The organism is Micromonospora matsumotoense (genome assembly GCF_900091525.1).
In the GTDB taxonomy this organism is placed as follows: Bacteria; Actinomycetota; Actinomycetes; order Mycobacteriales; family Micromonosporaceae; genus Micromonospora; species Micromonospora matsumotoensis.
Window position 1 is genome coordinate 703,591 of sequence record NZ_FMCU01000002.1, and the last position, 19,820, is coordinate 723,410.

At 71.0% G+C, this 19,820-nt stretch carries 20 protein-coding genes; 10 read left to right on the forward strand and 10 right to left on the reverse strand.

Features of this window, described 5'->3' with window-relative positions:
- Nucleotides 1–20 precede the first annotated feature (20 nt).
- The gene (gene dinB, locus GA0070216_RS06800) at nucleotides 21–1,208 is read left to right on the forward strand and encodes a DNA polymerase IV (protein WP_091240585.1); all 1,188 of its coding nucleotides are present in this window, start codon (nucleotides 21–23) and stop codon (nucleotides 1,206–1,208) included.
- 73 nt (nucleotides 1,209–1,281) lie between these two features.
- Here dinB and GA0070216_RS06805 read toward each other — a convergent pair whose 3' ends face one another.
- Nucleotides 1,282–2,766 carry an SDR family NAD(P)-dependent oxidoreductase gene (locus tag GA0070216_RS06805; protein ID WP_091240588.1) on the reverse strand — a complete coding sequence of 495 codons (1,485 nt, stop codon included), beginning with the start codon at nucleotides 2,764–2,766 and terminating at the stop codon, nucleotides 1,282–1,284.
- Between the two features lie 155 nt (nucleotides 2,767–2,921).
- Nucleotides 2,922–3,563: a hypothetical protein gene (locus GA0070216_RS06810; RefSeq protein WP_091240591.1), complete on the reverse strand. Its 642-nt coding sequence runs from the start codon at nucleotides 3,561–3,563 to the stop codon at nucleotides 2,922–2,924.
- Between the two features lie 288 nt (nucleotides 3,564–3,851).
- On the opposite strand from GA0070216_RS06810, the gene GA0070216_RS06815 reads away from it, so the two are divergent.
- From GA0070216_RS06815 to GA0070216_RS06830, 4 genes are read left to right on the forward strand one after another with little or no spacing between them, the layout of a single operon-like run.
- Entirely contained in the window at nucleotides 3,852–4,253 is a 402-nt protein-coding gene (locus tag GA0070216_RS06815; protein ID WP_091240595.1) for a hypothetical protein, read from the forward strand.
- Complete coding sequence (locus GA0070216_RS06820; RefSeq protein WP_091240598.1) at nucleotides 4,240–4,560, forward strand: type VII secretion target; 321 nt, start codon at nucleotides 4,240–4,242, stop codon at nucleotides 4,558–4,560. Before GA0070216_RS06815 ends, GA0070216_RS06820 begins: the two co-directional genes overlap by 14 nt.
- Nucleotides 4,557–5,873, forward strand: coding sequence for a WXG100 family type VII secretion target (locus GA0070216_RS35320; RefSeq protein ID WP_245722340.1), 1,317 nt, complete (start codon nucleotides 4,557–4,559; stop codon nucleotides 5,871–5,873). Before GA0070216_RS06820 ends, GA0070216_RS35320 begins: the two co-directional genes overlap by 4 nt.
- A complete protein-coding gene (locus GA0070216_RS06830; RefSeq protein ID WP_091240602.1) occupies nucleotides 5,870–6,286 on the forward strand; it encodes a hypothetical protein in 417 nt (138 codons plus the stop codon). Before GA0070216_RS35320 ends, GA0070216_RS06830 begins: the two co-directional genes overlap by 4 nt.
- On the opposite strand, the gene GA0070216_RS06835 is transcribed toward GA0070216_RS06830, so the two are convergent.
- The 6 genes from GA0070216_RS06835 to GA0070216_RS06860 form a co-directional block, all read right to left on the reverse strand.
- Nucleotides 6,275–7,303, reverse strand: coding sequence for a hypothetical protein (locus tag GA0070216_RS06835; RefSeq protein WP_091240605.1), 1,029 nt, complete (start codon nucleotides 7,301–7,303; stop codon nucleotides 6,275–6,277). The genes GA0070216_RS06830 and GA0070216_RS06835 overlap by 12 nt on opposite strands.
- A complete protein-coding gene (locus tag GA0070216_RS06840) occupies nucleotides 7,300–7,581 on the reverse strand; it encodes a hypothetical protein (protein ID WP_091240608.1) in 282 nt (93 codons plus the stop codon). The genes GA0070216_RS06835 and GA0070216_RS06840 overlap by 4 nt, the downstream gene beginning before the upstream one ends.
- Complete coding sequence (locus GA0070216_RS06845) at nucleotides 7,578–8,249, reverse strand: DUF6308 family protein (RefSeq protein WP_218108141.1); 672 nt, start codon at nucleotides 8,247–8,249, stop codon at nucleotides 7,578–7,580. The genes GA0070216_RS06840 and GA0070216_RS06845 overlap by 4 nt, the downstream gene beginning before the upstream one ends.
- Before the next feature lie 16 nt (nucleotides 8,250–8,265).
- Nucleotides 8,266–10,416, reverse strand: coding sequence for a UvrD-helicase domain-containing protein (locus tag GA0070216_RS06850; protein WP_091240615.1), 2,151 nt, complete (start codon nucleotides 10,414–10,416; stop codon nucleotides 8,266–8,268).
- A 32-nt stretch (nucleotides 10,417–10,448) separates the two neighbouring features.
- Nucleotides 10,449–12,983: a GmrSD restriction endonuclease domain-containing protein gene (locus tag GA0070216_RS06855; protein ID WP_091240618.1), complete on the reverse strand. Its 2,535-nt coding sequence runs from the start codon at nucleotides 12,981–12,983 to the stop codon at nucleotides 10,449–10,451.
- A 97-nt stretch (nucleotides 12,984–13,080) separates the two neighbouring features.
- Nucleotides 13,081–13,464, reverse strand: a complete 384-nt coding sequence (locus GA0070216_RS06860) for a hypothetical protein (RefSeq protein WP_141723013.1) — start codon at nucleotides 13,462–13,464, stop codon at nucleotides 13,081–13,083.
- A 115-nt stretch (nucleotides 13,465–13,579) separates the two neighbouring features.
- On the opposite strand from GA0070216_RS06860, the gene GA0070216_RS06865 reads away from it, so the two are divergent.
- The 4 genes from GA0070216_RS06865 to GA0070216_RS06880 all read left to right on the forward strand — a co-directional run bounded on the left by GA0070216_RS06865 (nucleotide 13,580) and on the right by GA0070216_RS06880 (nucleotide 17,499).
- Nucleotides 13,580–13,852 carry a hypothetical protein gene (locus GA0070216_RS06865; RefSeq protein WP_091240624.1) on the forward strand — a complete coding sequence of 91 codons (273 nt, stop codon included), beginning with the start codon at nucleotides 13,580–13,582 and terminating at the stop codon, nucleotides 13,850–13,852.
- The gene (locus GA0070216_RS06870) at nucleotides 13,845–14,456 is read left to right on the forward strand and encodes a DUF6879 family protein (protein ID WP_091240627.1); all 612 of its coding nucleotides are present in this window, start codon (nucleotides 13,845–13,847) and stop codon (nucleotides 14,454–14,456) included. Before GA0070216_RS06865 ends, GA0070216_RS06870 begins: the two co-directional genes overlap by 8 nt.
- 1 nt (nucleotide 14,457) lies before the next feature.
- Complete coding sequence (locus GA0070216_RS06875) at nucleotides 14,458–16,869, forward strand: ATP-binding protein (protein ID WP_091240631.1); 2,412 nt, start codon at nucleotides 14,458–14,460, stop codon at nucleotides 16,867–16,869.
- A 114-nt stretch (nucleotides 16,870–16,983) separates the two neighbouring features.
- Nucleotides 16,984–17,499 carry a DUF1877 family protein gene (locus GA0070216_RS06880; RefSeq protein WP_091241033.1) on the forward strand — a complete coding sequence of 172 codons (516 nt, stop codon included), beginning with the start codon at nucleotides 16,984–16,986 and terminating at the stop codon, nucleotides 17,497–17,499.
- On the opposite strand, the gene GA0070216_RS06885 is transcribed toward GA0070216_RS06880, so the two are convergent.
- Entirely contained in the window at nucleotides 17,480–18,385 is a 906-nt protein-coding gene (locus GA0070216_RS06885; protein ID WP_091240634.1) for a helix-turn-helix domain-containing protein, read from the reverse strand. The two genes, GA0070216_RS06880 and GA0070216_RS06885, sit on opposite strands and share 20 nt — an antisense overlap.
- A 392-nt stretch (nucleotides 18,386–18,777) precedes the next feature.
- Here GA0070216_RS06885 and GA0070216_RS06895 point away from each other — a divergent pair, with 392 nt between their 5' ends.
- On the forward strand, nucleotides 18,778–19,014 hold the full coding sequence (locus tag GA0070216_RS06895) for a GntR family transcriptional regulator (RefSeq protein ID WP_091240641.1): 237 nt from the start codon (nucleotides 18,778–18,780) through the stop codon (nucleotides 19,012–19,014).
- A gap of 279 nt (nucleotides 19,015–19,293) precedes the next feature.
- Here the strand turns inward: GA0070216_RS06895 and GA0070216_RS33625 are convergent, their stop codons facing one another.
- The gene (locus tag GA0070216_RS33625) at nucleotides 19,294–19,764 is read right to left on the reverse strand and encodes a hypothetical protein (RefSeq protein ID WP_141723014.1); all 471 of its coding nucleotides are present in this window, start codon (nucleotides 19,762–19,764) and stop codon (nucleotides 19,294–19,296) included.
- Between the last annotated feature and the right edge of the window lie 56 nt (nucleotides 19,765–19,820).

Below are 19,820 nucleotides of genomic sequence, written 5' to 3' on the forward strand. Positions count from 1 at the left end.
ACCTGTGCGAACATGGGGCGGTGCCGACCGGAGCCAGCATCCTGCATGCCGACCTGGACGCGTTCTACGCCTCGGTCGAGCAGCGGGACGACCCGCGCCTGCGCGGCCGACCGGTGATCGTCGGCGGCGGGGTGGTCCTCGCGGCCAGCTACGAGGCGAAGGCGTACGGCGTGCAGAGCGCGATGGGCGGGCGGCAGGCCCGGCGGCTCTGCCCCGAGGCGGTCGTGGTGCCGCCGAGGATGGCGGCGTACACGGCGGCGAGCCGGGCGGTGTTCGCCATCTTCCGGGACACCACGCCCTGGGTGGAGGGGCTCTCCATCGACGAGGCGTTCCTCGACGTGGGGGGCCTGCGCCGGCTCTCCGGGTCGCCGGTGCAGATCGCGACCCGGCTGCGGCGGATGGTCGGCGAGCAGGTCGGGCTGCCGATCACCGTCGGGGTGGCCCGGACGAAGTTCCTCGCCAAGGTCGCCAGCGGGGTGGCCAAACCGGACGGCCTGCTGGAGGTCCCGCCCGACGGCGAGCTGGCGTTCCTGCACCCGCTGCCGGTGGAACGGCTCTGGGGCGTCGGCCCGGTCACCGCGGCGAAGCTGCGCGCCCGGGGCATCCACACGGTCGGCCAGCTGGCCCGCCTCGACGTGCCGACCCTCGAGTCGCTGCTCGGCGCGGGCGCCGGCGGACATCTGCACGCGCTGGCCCACCACCGCGACCCCCGACCGGTGCAGGTGGGCCGCCGACGATCCTCGATGGGCGCCCAGCACGCCCTCGGGGCCGGCCCGCACTCCCCCGCCGACGTCGACGCCACCCTGTCCGGGCTGGTCGACCGGGTGGCCCGCCGGCTTCGGGCCGCCGGCCGGGCCGGCCGGACGGTGACCCTGCGGCTGCGGTTCGCCGACTACACCGCGGCCACCCGGTCGCGGACCCTGCGCCGGGCCACCGACCGGACGACACCGTTACTGGCCGCCGCCCGTTCACTGCTGCGGGCGGCCCAGCCCGAGCTGGCCCGCCGCGGGATCACCCTGGTCGGGGTGGCGGTGGGCAACCTCGACGACGCCCCGGTCCAGCCGGAACTGCCGTTCACCCCCGACCGGGGGGTCGAGCTGGACAACGCCGTCGACGCGGTCCGGGACCGGTTCGGCGCGGCGGCGCTGACCCGGGCCACCCTGCTCGGCCGTCGACCCGGTCTGGAGATGCCCCGGTTGCCCGACTGATCCCCCGGGCACCACCTGCTGCCGGCCACCCGGGTGGCCTGACACCGGCGGGGGCCGGGCCACCCGATGCCGCTCACCAGGCGCAGGGCGCGTAGTCCTTCAGGAAACAGCCGTACAGCTCCTCGCCCCGCTCGCCCCGGACGATCGGGTCGTACACCCGGGCCGCCCCGTCGACCAGGTCCAGCGGGGCGTGGAAACCCTCGTCGGCCAGGCGCATCTTCGTCGGGTGCGGGCGCTCGTCGGTGATCCAGCCGGTGTCGACGCTGGTCATCAGGATGCCGTCGGCGCGCATGTCCTCGGCGCTGGTGCGGGTGAGCATGTTCAGCGCCGCCTTGGCCATGTTGGTGTGCGGGTGCCCCGCCCCCTTGTAGCCCCGGGCGAACTGCCCCTCCATCGCCGACACGTTCACCACGTACGCCCGCCCGGCCGGGGCGGCGGCCAACGCCGGCCGGAGCCGACTGACCAGCACGAACGGGGCGGTCACGTTGCACAGCTGCACCTCGAGCAGCTCGACCGGGTCGACCTCGTGCACCCGCTGCACCCAGCTGTTGGTGTCGCCGAGGTCGGGGGCGAGCCCACCGGCGTCGATGGCGGTGGCGGCGGCGATCCGCTCCGGCGTGGCGGACCGACCGGTCAGCGCCAGCGCGGTGAGGGCGTGCGGGGCGATGGCGGCGGCCGGCACGGTCCCGTCCGGCAACGCCAGGGTGACACCCCGACCACCGGTGAAGGTGAGTAGCTCCGGCAGCGGCCCCTCGGGCAGCGCCGCCGTCTCGGCGGCGACCAGGTGGGCGTACGCGCCGGGGGTGCGGCGTACCGTCTGCGCGGCGTTGTTGATCAGGATGTCCAGCGGACCCTGCGCGGCGACCGAGTCGGCCAGCGCCACCACCTGGGCGGGGTCCCGCAGGTCGATGCCGACGACCCGCAACCGGTGCAGCCAGTCGGCGCTGTCCGGCATGGCGGTGAACCGGCGGACCGCGTCGTGCGGGAACCGGGTGGTGATCGTGGTGTGCGCACCGTCACGCAGCAGCCGCAGGGCGATGTACATGCCGATCTTGGCGCGTCCCCCGGTGAGCAGCGCCCGCCGCCCGGTCAGGTCGCACCGCGCGTCCCGGCGCTCCCGGTTGAGGGTGGCGCAGTCGGGGCAGAGTTGGTGATAGAACGCGTCGACCTCGCGGTAGCGGGTCTTGCAGATGTAGCAGCCACGCGGATTGATCAGAGTACCGGCGATGTCACCGGCGGTCGGCGAGGCGAGCGGGATGCCCTTGGTCTCGTCGTCGATCCGGCCCGGGGCGCCCGTGGCGGTGGCGGCGGTGACCGCGCGGTCGTGGGCCATGACGGTTTCCCGCCGCTCCTCGCGGCGCCGCTGCTTCACCATCTTGAACAGCCGGGCGGTGGCCCGCTGCACCCGTACCACGTCCGGGTGGTCGCTGGGCAGCGACTCCAACGCCGCGAAGACCCGCAGCGCGACCGCCAACTCGTCCTGGTCGACTCCCGGGGTGCCGGCGTCGCGCCCCCGGCTGTCGACGTCGCCCGATTGTCCGACGTTGTCCACCGTCATGTCCGCTATCGTCCCGCCCTGCCATCCGGGGCCGACCGCCGGCCCGACCCGGGAACTCTACGCACCCGGGACGGACCGGCGCGACGCCTGGTCACGGCGGCGGCGGTGAGCTGGGCCACCGCCGCCGCCCGGGGCGGCGGCGGCCCCGCCCGCTGTCAGGGCAGCTTGATGCTCTTGGTGTTCGGGAAGCTGTAGGGGCAGGACGCCGAGGACCCGGTGCCGACCACGACGTAGCCGGCCGGGATCGGCGACGCCGAGCAGATGGTGGTGATGCCCGTGGTGGACGGCTTGGTGATCGTCCAGGTGTTCGGGAAGCTGTACGGGCAGGACGCCGACGACCCCTCCGCGATGATCACGAACCCGGTCGGCAGGGTCGACGCCTTGCACATCACGCTCGCCGAGCCGGTGGGCGGGATCCGGATGGTCCAGGTGTTGGGGAAGCTGTACGGGCAGGACGCCGACGCCCCCTCCGCGATGGCCACGTAACCGGTCGGCACGGCGGAGGCCTTGCACATCACGGTGGTCGAGGTGGTGGAGGGCGTGGTGATCGTCCAGGTGTTCGGGAAGCTGTACGGGCAGGACGCCGACGACCCCTCCGCGATGATCACGTAGCCGGCGGGTATCGGCGAGCTCTTGCAGATCGTGGTGGTCGCGGCGCTGGCCGGCGTCGCGACGGCGAGCGTGGTGGCGACCCCCGCGACCAGCACGGCGAGAAGGGCCAGGGCGGCACGCAGCGGGGTGGTGGTCCCCGGGCCCCGCCGTCGGCGCAGTGGGCTGGTCCGCTCGGTCCAGTTCATGCAGAGGTCCCTTCGTTCAGGCGCGCGACTACCGAGGGCATCGTCGCCGGCACGCGCTGTGAGCATAATGGACGGTGCGACGCCAACGGACAACCCTCGGAAGGTCGCGCCACAGTCGGGAAGCCGACTCGACACCCCGCGCCGCAGCCGTCCGCCGCGGCCGGTTCCGACGGGACACTGCCTTGCGTAACCGATTGGTACGGTGTCGGTGATCGCGGTCCGCCGTCCACCGAGGCGTCCCGGCCCGACCGGGCGTGGCGTCGGTGGCTGTCCCCTGGGGAGGGTGGGATGTGGGCGGATGAGGCGGCCCTGGACGCGGCGGCCCGCCGGCTCGACGGGTGGGAGTCGTCGTTCACCGACCGCGCGGACCGGGCGAAGCACCTCGCGGCACAGGTGCAGGCACTGACCGGCACCGCCCGCAGCCCCGACCGGACCATCGAGGTCACCGTCGATCCCACCGGCCTGCTGATCGACCTGCGGCTGGACGAGCAGACCCGGCAGTACACCGCCGCCCACACCGCCCGGCAGATCCTGGCGACCACCCACGCCGCCCGCACCGACCTGCTGCGGCAGCTCACCGAGGCCACCACCCGGGTCCTCGGCGCCGACGACCCGACCGCCCAGGCGATCATCGAGTCGCACCGGCAGCGGCTCGCCCCCGGTCAGGGCCCGCCGGATGCCCACCGGTGACGGCATCCAGGTCGACCCGGACGACCTGACCGCGCACGCCGCCCACCTGGACCGCTGCGCCGACAGCCTGGACACCGCCCGCCAGGCCGGCCACCACGTCCGGCTCGACGCCGACGCGTACGGGCAACTCTGCGCGATCATGCCGACGCTGCTCACCGGCCTCCAACGGACCCTGGTCGACGGCGTCGGCACCGCCGCCGGATCGGTCCGGGACACCGCCGGGAAGCTCCGGTCCGGCGCCGACGGCTACCGGGCCGCCGACGCCCGCGCCGCGCGACACCTCGACCGGTTACGGGACCGGCGGTGACCGGCAACCCGCTGGTCGCCACGCCGTCGGACGCCGGGCCCAGCGCGTGGGCCGGGATCTGGATCTGCGAGGACATCGAACTCGTCGCCCAGGGCGTCCGCACCGGCAGCTGGATCGACGGCAGCCTCGGCGTGGTCAGCGCCGGCCTGGACGCCCTCGCCCTCGTCTCCGACCCGGTCGGCGCACTGCTCCAGTACGGCATCGCCTGGCTCATCGCACACGTCACACCCCTCAGCGAGGCCCTGGACTGGCTCGCCGGTGACCCCGCCCAGATCACCGCACACGCCCAGACGTGGCGCAACGTCGCCACCTCGCTCCGCGCGGACGCCGCCGAGCTGACCCACGCGGTCCGCACCGAGGTCGCCGGCTGGGGCGGCGATGCCGGACCCGCCTACCGGGCCTGGGCCGCCGAGCAGCACCGGGCGATCACCGGCCTCGCCCGGGGCGCCGACACCCTCGCCGCCGCCACCGAGGGCGCCGCCGGCCTGGTCGCCGCCGTCCGGCTCCTCGTCCGCGACGCCATCGCCGCCTGCGTCTCCCGCCTCATCGTGTACGCGGGCGAACTGCTCGTCACCGGCGGGCTCGCCACACCGCTGGTGGTGGAGCAGGTGACCACGCTGGTGGGATCGTGGGCGGCGCGGATCGCCCGGCTGCTGCGCGGGCTGCTGGCCAGCCTGCGGCGGCTGCTGCCGGAACTACGCCGCCTCGGCGACCTTATCGACAAACTCAAGCAGGCGCTCCACCGGCTCGCTCGGATCGGCCCGAACGACCGGATGGGCACACGCCGCGACTGGGCTGATCCACGGGCCCGACCGATGCGCCCGAAGGAGCGACCGGATTCCTATCTCCCCGCCGGTGATCCGGTCTACCACACCGACCATTCCACAGTCGTCGGGTACGACGCCCGGACGATGCGGAACAGGGAGAAATCCCTGCCTCTCGACGGGCACCACGACGTCGTCGTCCACGGCACCGACAAGGGCTACTTCATCCCCGGTAAGCTCTCGTCGGAGGGGGCGGACATGGACGGGAACCCGACCAGCGCAGCACAGATCGCTACGGCGCTCAGGGACAATCCGGCCTACGACGGGGGACCGGTGCGGCTGGTGTCCTGCTACTCGGGCACGATCGATTCCGAGGTGATCAACGCCGTTCCGCTCGGGCAACAGGTCGCTGACGCGCTTGGCGTGACCGTGGTCGCGCCGACAAAGCGAGTCGGCACCGAACGGTGGGCGGCCGAACCCGAGCCGCCGGTTGTCGAAGCCGGCGGCATCTGGAGGGTCTTCGAGCCGCGACCAGAGGGCCGTCGATGAAGACAGCTGGCTTCTTCCGAGAACTCGGCCCGGACCCGGTCTCGGTCTACACCGAGAGCATCCGCACCCACCTGGCTCCACACCCGCTCCCCGACGCCGATCGGGTAGTCCAGTATCTGCGCGACGGACACGGCCTGATCGACGTGATGGGCGCGGAGATGGACGTCCTGGGTAGTGGCCGGCATCTTGTCGGCGGAGCCTCCGTGATGACGGACGGGGAGTGGCTGTGGCGCGACGATCTGCGGTTCTACGTGGCGACCTACCACGCACGCCTTCCTGAAGGCTTCTTGGCCACCATTCGGGCGAATGACTATCACGTTCCTGAACTGCAGGTCGAGGATCTTCGCGCGGCGGGGAAGGAAGCAATGCAAATCCTCGGTTACCACCGACCTCCCACCCCGTCACTTCATTGATGGCGAGCCTGACGAGGCCGGTTCAGCCTTCCCGGACGTTCCGCCGGCAGCGTTCGTAAACCGGCTGGTCACGTCGCTGCCGTCGCGGAGGTAGTCGGCGAGCCTGATCCGTACGCCGGCCCGGACCACCTCGGTGCCCGCGCCGAACGACTCCGGCATCCGCCGGGTACGCCACCAGCGCAGTGACTCCCCCGCTGCCCGCTTCTGCCGCTTGAGGACGGCTTCCGCCGCGATGACGTCGGCGTGCCGACCCTCGACGACCTCCACCAGTTGGGCACCCGCACGCAGGTGTTGCCGTACCCGGCTCGCTCCGCCGACGCCGAACTTCAGCAATCCGCGATGCCGCACCAGATACAGCAGGTACGGCGTGTCGCGGAGGGCGGCGAAGGTCCGGTCATCGGGCTCGGGTGGGCACTGGGCACAACTGCGGTCGCGGACCCGTTGCCACGAGTCGCAGCGCAGGTGCAGACCCCAGGTGCCGTGCGAGAAGGGAGCCTGCCGTTCGCCGTACCACGGTAGGCCGTGGACGTCGCCGGCCAGGTCGGCCCAGCCGTCGCGGCGGTGCCGGTCGAGTTCCGCGCCGAGGGCGATCGCGGCCTGGAACTCGGCGGCGGCCCGGGTGGGGATGGTGTCGGTGTCGGCCAGGCCGGCGAAGCGGCGTACCTGGTCCGCGAGTCCGGGTTCGTCCGGCAACCGGGTCAGCAGACGTGTGCCCGCAGCGAGGCTCAGGCCGGCGGACCGCTCGTCCAGACAGATGTGACACCGGGTCCGCCAACCGGTGCGGCAGACGCGGAGGCTTCCGCAGGTGCGGCACCGGTAGAGGTCGACGCTGCGGTCCGGCAGCAGACCGAGCGGTTGCATCTGGTCGGCGACCAGGTCCGCGCACGGTCGGCAGTGGCCGAACCAGGCGGTGTCCGGGCCCCGCTGGCGGGTGTCCGCCCGACCCTCGACGGTGTCGCCGCAGTTGACGCAGATGCACCCCGTAGGCCGGCTGGGCCTGGGCTTACGCGTCGTCATGTGTCGGTGCCGGCGGAGCGACGGCTGTGGGTCCGGTGGGCGCGCGCCGCCTGCGCCTGCGGGGTCCCACCCCGGCCACCCTCCGTCCAGGACACCCGGCTGTACTCGTCCCAGCGCCCGTCGAGTGCGGCCGCATCGCTCTGCTCGTCCGGCGTGACGGTGCAGTAGTCGCAGCCGATCGCCCGCATCTGCATCCACACCGCATTGACGATGTCGGCGTACTGATCTGGTCCCACGCCCCGGAGGCGTACCGTGAACTCCCGCTCGTCCTGGCTCATGGCAGGCGGATTCCGGTGCAGGGGCTGCTGTGCGCGGGGCGGTGCCGCATCCAGAAGACCACGTCGAGGACGCGGAGCAGGCTCACCGTCTCGGGCAGGCCAGCCTTCTCGTGCAGTGCGCGGAGCCGCTGCCCCAACACGCCGTCCTCCTCGCGGAGCCTGCCGTGCAGCCACTCCCAGAAGCCGGAGCCGGTGCGATAGGCGCAGGACACCACTACGTCGTACACCGGCACCAGCTTCGGACGCTTGCGGGCGAGCAGCTTGCCGGCGATGACCCACCCGATGCCGTCCGCGTCGCGCAGCGCCCGCCACGCGGTGTCCGCAGCACCGCCCGCCACCACCAGGGGGTACGCCTCGTCGGCGCCCAGCGCGATGTCGACCGGAATCCTCGCCAGCTCGGCGGCGATCCGTTCACCGAGCGTCCCCTGCAACAGGTCGAGCGCGCACCGGGGCGGCACCCGCACATCGAGCAGTTCCACCGCGACGAGGTCTTCGGCGGTGATGGTTCCGGCCGTTTCGGGGCGGTCGCCGCCGCCACCGAGGTGTTCGAACTGGCCACCGGTGAACGCCGCGCCGCCGGTGGCCAGATAGTAACGTCGCAGGTCGGAGACCGACCGGGGGTCGTCGAGCACGGCCAGCATCTCGGCGAGAGTCAGGGGCTGGGGCACACTTCTCCTTCAGGGTCTAACGGTCAGTGGCGGCGAACGTCAGGTACGGGCTGGGTGTTCCGCTCCACGACGCATAGAGGTCCTCGCGGGCACGGGTGCTGGCGACGAAGAGCAGACAGCGTTCCCGGAGCAGGTCGTTGTCGTGTTGCACCTGGTCCACCTCGGCCGGCGTGACTTCCTTGGCGAAGGGGACCGCCTTGGCGTTGACACCCACCATCGCCACGCAGCGGAACTCCAGGCCCTTCATGGCGTGCATGGTGGCGAGCCGTACCCCGTCAACGTCCGCGCCCGGCTGGTCCCGTACCCAGGCGGTGGGAATGCCGGCGGCGGTCAGCTCGTCGTGCATGCCGCGCAGCGTGGTGGTGAACCGGGCGCAGACGGCGATCTCGCCGGGCCGGACGCCCTGCCCCAGCCACTCCCCCACCCGCTGTGCCAACGCCGCCCCCTCGGCCTGCGGCGTCGGGTGTCCCTGCGCCTGCGGTCGCCTGCCGTGCAGCAGCGACCGGTAGCCGGTGAGGTTGTCCTCGCCGTCGCCGCCGAGTTCGTCGACCTGTGCACCGACGAGCACCTGGGCCGCCCAGGCGAGGATCTCCTCGGTGCTGCGGTAGTTGATGCGCAGCCGGCTGCTGCGCCCGGTGACGCTGATGCCGAGCGAGCCGAGCGACACCCGGGAGTCGTAGATCCGCTGGTGCGGGTCGCCGGTGATGAACAGGTCGTCCGGTCCGGGCGGCACGGCAGCGCGCAGCACCCGCCACTGCGCGGGGTGCAGGTCCTGCGCCTCGTCGACCACCACGTGGTCGTAACCGTGGGTGGCCCGGTCCGCGTCGGCGAGCAGGTCCGCGGCCCGTGCGCAGATCTGCAGGTACGTGGCGGAGCCTGCGGCGGTCAGCTCCGCGTGGAACATCTCGACGGCCTCCCACAGCCGGTCACGGTGCCGGGTGCCCAACGCCGAGCCCCGCCCACGCCGGCTGGCCGCGCGGTACCCGTGCCGGCTGCGCACGTCGTGGGCGAGGATGACGTGCCGGTACTCCTGGGCGAGGAACTGTTCGGTCCAGGGCAGGGCCAGCCGGCGGCTGACCCGCCGCCACACCTGCCGCTCGTCGGGGTCACCGACGGGGGTCGGCACCCGGCCGGCGAGGGCGCGCACGGTGCGGTTGGCGAAGGCGTTCACCGTGGTCACCTCCACCCGCGACAGTTGCTTCTCGTCGTCGAGCAGCAGCGCCAGGTGTTCACGCAGCGTCGCGGCCAGGGCATTGGTGTACGTGGTGAGTAACACCCGGTTGTCGGGCGTACGGGACAGCAGGTGCTTGACCCGGTGCAACGCCGCCACCGTCTTGCCGGTGCCGGGCCCCCCGGTCACCTGGGCCGGCCCGCCGTAGGACACCCGGTAGGCGACGCGGCGCTGCGAGGGGTGCAGGAAGACCCGCCACGCGGCGAACGGCTTGTCCAGGATCTCGGCCAGTTCGTCGGGCCGGGTGACCAGGGTGATGCGGTTGGTGGTGTTGGCGATCGCCATCGCCAGGCTTTCGCTCGGCTCGTCCGGTGCGTCGGCCGGGCGGCGTTGGGCGACCAGGTCGCGGTAGACCTCGTCCGGGGTGAACCCCTCGGCGAGGTGCTGCAACACCTCGAACTGGTCTTCGGGCAGCAGCGTCCCGAACGCCTCCAACTGTGGCTTGTCGATGATCGTGCGGACGGCCCGTAGCACCTGGTCGTCGATGCCGAGGTGCCGCAGCGCCGTGTCCGAGTGCTTGGCGAACAGCAACGTCGGCGCCTGCGCCGCCGCCTTCTCCAACGCCGGGGTGAGCTGCTCGATGGCGACCACGTTGCGGACCTCCAGCGCCCGCGTCGCGGTGTTGACGGTGTAGAGCCGCTTCGCCGCCCAGGTGTACGCGCCGTCGTGCGGCACGACGTTGAGCAGCAGGAACGTGTCGCTGCCGTCGTCGGGGGCGAGCACCACCCCACGCCAGAAGTCGTTGATCCGGATGGTCCGCATACGCGGGTCCCGGGCGTTGTTGACCGACTCCAGGTGCAGTCCCTTGTCCGCGTGCAGCTCGGCGATGGTGAGTTGCTGGAACTTCTCCATCGCCTTGCGTACGCCGGCCCTGACGGGCTTCTCTAGGACGTCGAAGCTGTGCCAGAAGCTGTTGGCGAAGGCGAGCTGCGGCACGGACGGGACCTCCGGGGCGGGATGCGGATCGTCTAGACCAGATCGGTTTCGTCGGGGGTACTGATCTGTGCCTGGTCGTAGAACCAGCGCAGATGGTCGAGCAGTGCGTCCCGGGCCTCGGCATCGGCGAGGACCGTCAACGGGAAGTTCGGCCGCAGGGCGAGCTTGGCGGCGGCGATCTCGACACCCGGCAACTGGTTCAACCGCTGCCGCAGTTCCTCCCGCAGGGTCACGCCGTCGAACGGCGTACGGATGCTGAGGTGCTGGAAGACGACCTCGCACTTACCACTGGGATAGAACGTCACCGGCCAGATGTTGCCGTACTCGTGTTCCTTCTCCCGGGCCAGGAGAAAGCAGGACGTCTCGTCGCCGTCGCCGTAGCCGAGGGTGCCGCCCATGGTGGTCCACGCGTCGAGCACGACTGCGGTGGCCGTGGCGACCGCCGGCCCCTGGGACGCGGTGAGCTGTTCCATGAACCGTGAGGCGCGGTCGACGTCGCCGCGGAAGCGGGATCGCCGCTCGGGCAGGTCGGCCGGCGTCACCCCGGCGAGCTGCGCCAACTCCTCGACGGTGATGCGCTGGGTCTGGTCGGCACGGCCATGCTGGTCGAAGTTCACGCCCTCGGCGCGCAGCACGTCACGCGGGTCGTCGGTGCGGCCGGGTTCGAGCCACCGGAAGTTGCCCGCGACGATCCCACCGGCCTGGAGCACCCGGTGCGCGTTCAGGGTCGGATGGTTGGCCAGCCGGTTCCCCACCGGTTGCGGTGCCGTGCCGATCAGGGCGGCCAGGTCGCCGTAGGTGGTCCACGCGCCGGCCGGCAGCTCGGCGAGGGCCTTCGCCAGCACGTCCCAGGGCACCTCGGACTCGTTGCCGGTCTCCTCGGTGGGGCCGGGCCAGATGGTGACGATCCGATCAGCGAGGGCGTCGGCCCGCGCCAGGATCTCCGAGCGACCCCACCGCTGCCGGTCGGCGATGTCCCGGCTCAACTGGACACCGCTCTTCGCCAGGGCGACCCGCTTGACGGCGAACGGCTTGTTGCTCAGCTCGGAGTTGTAGCCGGTGATAGTCAGGTTCCCCAGGGTGTGCACGAGCGCGTCGTGCGCCTCGTCGGGGGTCTCGTCCGCGTCGAGGTCGGCGGCGAGCATCCGCCGCCACTCGTCGCTGAGGGCCTGCGGCAGCACGTGTTCGATGGTCAGCTTCTCCAGCGCCACCGGCTCCTTGCTGTCGTGGGACTCCTCCAACCAGCGCAGCACCAGGCTGCGCTGGTTGGCCCGGCCGTTGAGATAGAACGGGATGGTCCGCACCAGGGCGCGCAGACTCGCATCGGCGGCCCAGTGCTTGCGGCCCGTCGACAGGTATTTCCGCACCGCCTCGTGGACCGGCAGGTCCTGGTCCATCTCGGTGACCACGGCGAGCAGGATGCGGTTGATGTTCATGGTGCTCCGGCCGATCAGCAGCCGCCGGACGAAGAAGCTCTCCAGGTACAACATCGCGGAGGCGATCTGCGCGGAGGTCGCCGTGCCCCGGTCCCGTCGGTCGAGCAGGTGCAGCAGCACCGGGTAGACGGTGGTGGTGCCCCACGCGCTGAGCCGCTCCAACCGCTGCCGTACGCCCGGGTCCTGCTCCTCGGCGGGGTGCAGGATCACCCGCAGCAGCGCGCCGAGCCGGCTGAACCGTTGCACCTCGGCCTCGACGTCCGCTTCGGTGTGCAGCTTTTCGAGCCGGGCCTGCTGGGACGAGTAGGTGTCGGTCTGCTTGACCTTCGGGTCACGGTGGACCAGGTCGAGCCAGAAGAGCAGGACCAGCTCCGTCGGGGTGAACCGCTGCTGCAGCGGCAACCAGAGCGACTCGTAGACGGCCTGCCCCCGGTGGGGCAGTCGCATGAAGATGTAGTTGCGCAGCAGGTCGGCCTGGGTGAGCGTCAGCCCGGTGTTGTTCAGCGACTCGAAGATCCGGTAGACGTTGTCACCGGGCTTGGCGGTGATCGCCACCAGCGCCAGGCCGGTGACGACGGCACTCTCGATCTGCTCGATGGCGATCGGCTCCTCGGCGGTGCCGAGGGTGGTCAGCGCCTTGGCGAAGAACTGGTACGCCCGCCCCACCGGGTTGTCTCCGCCGACGTGCGGCGTCGACTTCACGCAGGCCGTGTAGGCGTCCCGGTCGGCCTGGGTGGGGACCAGCTTCAACCAGCGCTGCTCCTCGAACGGGTTGGTCAGGTACTGCTGATCGAGCCGGAGCCGGTGTTTCGGGCTCTCGTGCTCGGCCCGGTGGTCGCGGATGGCGCAGAGCAGGATGGTCAGGGTGGTGAGCCGCTGCTGGCCGTCCACCACCAGGTACTCGGCGACGCCGACCGGACCCATGGCTGGGCTGGGCGCGAGCACCAGCGAGCCGATGAAATGGGTGGCGGCCGGGTGGTCGGCCCGGTCCCTGGCGAGCTGGCAGACGTCGTCCCAGATCCGGGCGAACTGAAGCTCGGTCCACGAATAGGTCCGCTGGTAGAGCGGCACGAGGTATTGCCTCGTGCCCTCCAGCAGACCCTGCAACGTGGTTTCGTGCGCCGCGACCATTCCGCCCCCGTCCCTTTCGGACCCACCCTGAGCCGGCAAGACAACCAGACCGAGGACCGACGGGGCAAACACGGATCTCCGCGATCTGTGCGTGCCGTCAGCCGCCGAAGGAGATGCCACCGCGGATGTCACGCGCCTGCACGACCGGACCGCTGACGTCACCGGAGACCGAGTTCACCACCCCGTCCGCACTGGCGGCTAGGGTCGCCTCCACCCTCGCCCACCGGTTGTGGAACTCAGCGGCGAAGCCCGGGTCGCGGCTCGCTTCGTCGGCCAGAACCGCAGCCAGCAGGCGGGTTGCCGCAGGCGAGGGCACTTCGAACGCACCCTCGATCGCTGCCCTCGCCGCCGGTTCGCGCCGGAAACGTTCGCGAAGAAAAGTGACCAGGGAGCCCACCGCTTCCCGGCTGCCCTGGGCCAGTTGGGTGGTGCCCCAGGTGACGAGTGTCGTGACGGCGGTGAGCATGATGGGATCCGTCATCCGGTTCTCCTCGAATGCGCTTTGCGTCGGAAACACGACAGCCGGCAGAGCGACGAAGGCGGCCGAATCGATAATACGGTCGACGTTCCATTCGTGATCCCACCTGGAGGTTTGTATGAGTGGGAACCGTTGGCAGGCGGACACCTCCGCCGAGCTCACGCGACGCTGGGGAAAGTCGTCGCACGAGTTGGGCAACACCTCCGGCGACGGGAGCTGCCCGGACATCTGGGAATTGAGCAACGGAGACATCGCGATGATCGGGCAGGACGCCACCGAGGAATATCTCGGCCGGCTGCCCGACGGGGTGTCGATCGACCCGGGCGAGCGACTGGTCATCGTTCCCCGCTCCACCGTCATCGCCGCGAAGGTGGACATTCCCGATGCATGACCTTCTCGGCGGCGATCCCGGCGAGCGGCTCGACCTGGCGGAATACTGGGCGGACTTCGAGGACCGGTTCTGGAAGACGGCCGCGCCGGGGTTCTGGAAGTTGGAACGGCAACAGTCCTTCAAGGAGCCCGGTGACGAGGGTTGGCGGGCCTTCACCGAGGGCCGCTGGGCGGACTCGCTGCGCATCCTGGAAAGTCGCCGCCAGGAGTTCGCCGGCTACTACCGCCGGGTCGCCGAGAGCGGCTTCGCCACCCGACGGGTACGGGTAGTCGACGAGCCCCTCACGCCGTACCTCCAGTGGGAGTTGCATGTGCTGCGGCTGCGCCACGAGTACGGCGGCCTGGCCCGGGTGGTGGACCCGGCCCGGGTCGCCACCGCCGAAGCTACGGGCGTGCTGCCGGAGATCTACACCCTCGGCACAGAGGTCATGTACGAGGCGGTCTACGACGCCGACGGGGTGCTGGCGGCGGCCCGCCGCTGGCGCGATCCGGGGTTGGTGGCGCGCTGCCAGGCGTTCATCGAGTCGCTCTACCTCGACGGTGAGCCACTCGACGAGTTCTTCGCCCGCGCGGTGGCACCGTTGGGGCCACCGCGGATCGGTTGACGTGGGTGAGCGGGATGGGCAGGAGCCGTCGCCCCGCCACGTGAACCGGTCGGAGTTGCACAGCCTCGCCGAGGTGGTCCAGGCCCGCGACGTCTACGGCGGGGTGCACTTCCACGGCGACGGAGCCGAGCGCGAGCCGCCGCCTCGCCAACTGCCCGGTGACGTACGCGGTTTCGTCAACCGGATCGCGGAGCTGCACGCCCTCGACCGGATGACCGCTGACGAGGACGCCCGGGTCACCCTCTCGGTGATCACGGGTACGGCCGGGGTCGGCAAGACCTCTCTCGCCCTGCGGTGGGCGCACCGCGCCCGGCACCGCTTCCCCGACGGGCAGCTCTACGCCAACCTGCGCGGGTACGACCCGGGCGAGCCGACCCGGCCGGAGGTGGTGCTCGACCGGTTCCTGCGGGCGCTCGGTGTGCCGCCCGCCGCTGTTCCCGCCGACCCGGAGGACCGCGAGGCCCTGTACCGGTCCCGGTTGGCCGACCGGCGGGTGCTGCTGGTCCTCGACAACGCCGCCACCGCCCGACAGGTGCGTCCACTCCTGCCCGGTTCTGACACCTGCCTGACGATCGTCACCAGCCGGAGCATGCTCTCCGGTCTCGTCACCCGCGACGGCGGTCGCCGGCTCACCCTGCCGATGCTGACCGAGGACGACGCGGTTGCGCTGCTGCACGGCGTCACCGCCGACCACCGTGCCGGCGACGACCCCGCTGAGCTGGTCGAGTTGGCGCGGCTCTGCGCCCGCCTGCCGCTCGCGCTGCGGATCGCCGCCGAACGGGCCGCGAGCCGCCCGTTCATGCCGCTCGGTGACCTGATCCAGGATCTGCGGGACGAGTCGGCGCTGTGGGACGCGCTCACCGCCGAGGACGACGAGGAGGCCGACGCGGTGCGTACGGTCTTCGCCTGGTCCTACCGGGGGCTGGGCACCACGGCAGCCCGGCTGTTCCGGCTGCTCGGGCTGCATCCCGGGCCGGACGTGAGCGTGCCGGCCGCCGCCGCGCTGGCCGGGGTGCCGGCCGCCGAGGTACGCCAGCCACTGGACGCGCTCGTCACCGCGCACCTGGTGGAGCAGCACGCGCCTGCCCGCTACCACCTGCACGACCTGTTGCGCGCGTACGCCGTCGACCAGGTCAGGCAGTTCGAGGGCGAGGAGGATCGGCGGCACGCGCTGCGCCGCGTACTGGAGTGGTATCTGCACTCGGCGGACGCCGCGCTGGCGCAGAGCTTGCCGTTCAATCGCACCGTGGCGCTGGATCCACCGGCCGGCGTCGTGCCGCTGGCTTTCGCCGGCCCGGCCGAGGCGGACGCCTGGTTCGACGTCGAACGCGACAACCTGGTCGCCGCCACCCGGACCGCCGCCGAGGCCGACGCGCCGCGTGTGGCCTGGCAGCTCGCCGCGATCCTGCGCAGCGTCTTCATGCACCGCAACGCCTTCGACGGTTGGTTCACCACCGCGCGGATCGGGTTGGCGGCGGCCCGCTCGCTCGGCGACCGACGCGGCGAGGCGGAGGCGTTGGAAAGTCTCGGCAAGGCCCACTTCCAGGCGCGTCAGCTCGACGAGGCGGCCGAGCACCACCGGGCCGCGCTGGCGATCCGGCGCGACATCGGTGACGCGCACGGCACGGCGGTGTCGGTGAACGCGCTCGGCCTGCTGGGGCTGCGGCACCGCCGCCTCACCGACGCGCTCGCCCACTTCACTGACGCGCTCGCCCGGTTCGAACGGCTGGGGAACCGGCGGTGGCAGGCCCTGCTGCTCAGCAACCTCGCCGAGACCCGCTACGAACTCGGGGAGCCGGCGCGGGCCGTCGAGTTGCTGGAGCGGGCACTCGTCGTGCAGCGGGAGATCGCCGACCGAGGGCAGGAGGGCAACTCGCTGCTCTTCCTCAGCATGGCGCTGCGCGAACTCGGGCGGATCGGGGAGGCCGAGGCCGCCATCGAACGGGCGCTCGCCATCGCCGAGGACGCCGGGAGCCCGGTGTGGCTGGCGCACTGGCTGGTCGAGCAGGCCCGGGTGCTGCGCGCGTCGGGGCGGCCGGCGGAGGCGCTGGAGGCGGTGCACCGGGCGGCCACGATCCAGCGGCGGTTGGGCGATCGCAGCCGCGAGGCGATGGCGCTCGACGGTGCGGGCGAGGCGTACCGGGAGTGGGGCCGGGCGGAGGAGGCCGTCGCGTTCCACCTGCGGGCGGCGGCCACCCACCGAGGGCTCGGCGACGCCTGGCAGCTGGCGGTCACCCTGGCGAACCTGGCCGCAGCCCTGGTCGGGGCGGGCCGCCCCGAGGAGGCAGAGCCGCCGCGACGGGAGGCACGGGACCTGCTCGCCAGGTTCGACGACGCCCGCGCCGCCGCCGTGCGTGATCGCATCGACGCCGCCGGAGACGGTCGGCTCAACCCCGGTCCAGCCGGCGACTGATCTTGGTTTGATGCCCGGGAGTCGCAGGCACCGCCGAACAGTGGATCAGCGGACTTCGCTGGCCCGCGCCCTGAGGAACTGTCGGTTCCCGCGTCTACGCTGCCGCGCGTGAGCATGAACGGGAACTGGATGCGGGTCAGTCCGGCCGAGTTGGCCCGCGCGAAAGACGATCTGGACTGGGCATACGACCTCGTGCGCGCCGCCATGGACGGCGAGGACGATCGCGTTGGCGGCACCGGCAAGGCGTGGCATGCCTTCGATTTCCTCCTCGACCGACGCGGCATCGAGCTGCCGATCGTGGTCGGTGCGGAGGCGATCGTCGAGACGCCGGAAGCGGACCCCGATGACGACGAGTACGTCGAGGACCTGGCGCACGACTGGGGGTACGGGTCACCCCGCTATCTCACGGCGGAGCAGGTCGCGGCGGCCAACGCGCTGCTGGGTGCGCTCACCGAACAGGACCTCAGTCGCGGCGTCGACCAGGCAGAGCTCGAGCGCGCCGACATCTATCCGATGGTCTGGGACAGGCCGGACCAGCTGTCGTGGGTGACCCACCACCTCCCCTACGCACAGCGGTTCTTCGCGGCGGCCGCCACGGACGGCGACGCCGTCATCTGCTGGCTCGACTGACCCACTCAGCTTGGTGGACCTCCTCGATAATTTTGGTGATGAGTCGTCGGGACTGCTCTTCGTCGAGGGCGAGGGTGTCGAGGCTGGCCCAGATCTTCTCGTAGGCGGCCAACTCCGCCGGACGGTCGAGGTAGAGCGCACCGGTCAACGACTCCCGGTAGACGACCGGGGGTTCGGATTCGATGCGGCTGCCGGGCGGGAAGTCCAGCAGCACGAACGCTCCGGCGATGGCACCGACGTGCAGCCCGGCGGCGAGCGACGCCACCCGGATCGTCACGTGCGGCAGCCGTCCCACCGTCAGCAGGTGCCGGAGCTGCTCGGCCATCGTCGCCGGACCGCCGACGGCCCGCAGCAGCACTGCCTCGGAGAGCATCACGTCGAGGCGGGACGGTGGGGGCAGCCGCCGCGACAGTAGGTCCTGCCGGCGTAGCCGGGCCTCGACCAGGCAGTCCCTTTCGTCACCGGTGCCAGCCACGCGGTGCTGGCACACCTCGGTCGCGTACCCCCGGGTTTGCAGGAGGGTGGGGACCAGCGCGGTGGCGTGCTCGCGGAGCCGGCTGGCGGCGGCCTCCAGGCCGGCGTAGAGGTCGTACCAGCGGGGGATGCTGTCGCCGTAGGAGTGCCACCAGCCCTTCACCCGCGTCTCGCCGGCCAGGGCGGTCAGCGCGTCGGCCAGCGGACGCCGCGCGCCGTACAGCTCGCACATCAGCCGCACGTCGAGCTCGCGCACCGCGCCGGCACCGCTCTCGATCCGCCACATCTTCTGCCGACTCCACCGCAACGCCTCCGCCGCGCCGTCGAGGGTGATCAGCGCCTCGGTCCGCAGCTCCCGCAACTCCCGCCCGAGCTGCCGACGCGGCACCGTCGACCCCACGTCCTCAGCCATCGGCGCCCTTCCCCGCACGCTGCCGACCGGTCGGCTCTGCCCGGTAACGGCCCGCGCGCTGGTTCAACCCGAGAGCCGCCCGCCGCTGCTCAGGCCGCTCATAGACGATCGCGCCGTCGCACCGCGAGGTTTCCACCCCATCGGGTACGACGCCCTCGACCGTCTCCCGCCGCCAGCACTCCGACGCGTCCCCGGCCGGCACCGCCTGCCCGGTCAGGTCGACCGCAACCCTCCCCGGCCGCAAGAACCACTTCCACCGCCTACCCATGCCGCCTCCACTCCGCGCTTCCATCCGTCGAGGGGAGTTTACAACTAAACAAGTCAAACAAGCTATAGACTTTAAACATGGCATAGGTTGCACGATGTGAAGCCGGCTGTGATGGAGTCGGCCCATGGTGCCGTACGTGCCGCTGTGGCGAAGGATCCGGCAGGACATCCTGGACAGGATCGACGCCGGACTCCTGAAGCCCGGCGACAAGCTACCCACGACCCGAGAGCTTGCCGATCAGTACGACACCTCAGGCGTGACCGTCAGGAAGGCCATCGAGATCCTCATCGAGGCGGGCGTCTTAGAAGGCCGCCAAGGGATCGGGGTTTTCGTCGTTGAAGGTTCGAGCCGACGCGCGTAGAGCGCAACCCGCCCTGGTGTGCAGATGCTGAGAGCCCAATGAACAGCCCGGGTCGCCCAACATCCCGGCACTCACGGATTCATGCACTACCCTGCGGTCTACGTCGAGACCCTTGCAGAGACGCGTCGTTGAGCGCGAAGTCGGGATGCCGACGTTGACCTGCCCGACATCGCACTCAACGTCAACCAAGTCACGAGATTTGGCCATCAATACTCTTGGGCGGGCGAGTCGTCCACATCTTGTCACCTACCCCCTGTGCAAGATCATTAGAGGCGCGCATCAACTTGCCACCTCCCACGAATCCTCTGGGGCATGGTGGTGCGATTCGCACCGCTTGAATAGATAGTAGGCAACAGTTCGCCCCTTGGTCGCAATGTTTTGCCCTGAGGCTGCGAACTTGTCACGACTTTGCTGCCCTTCTTCAACGAAGACAAAGGAGCCATTCACAAGCTCCCACCCTTCGCGGCAAACGGCGTTGAGGATTGCAACCGGGTCACTCGTCTTCTTAAGCGTGGTACTACCAACCATTGGAACAATGATCGCTTCTTGGCTCATAACATCAATCGAATACTGAAACACGTAGTCGCCGCGTTGAAATGCCAGCCGCGCTTGCCCCTGCGGCGAAGCATAGAAGGCTTGGCGCGTCCTCGCACGTTGTTCTTCACGCCTTCTAGCTTCCGCTTCGCGCTGCTGCCTCTCCTTCCGAGCCGCCTCTTCAGCAACCTGCTCGGGAGATTTACGCTGAAACATTGAGTGCCCTCCTTAGCACATGACGCAACGAAGAGGATATTCCCTTGCAGTTCTTT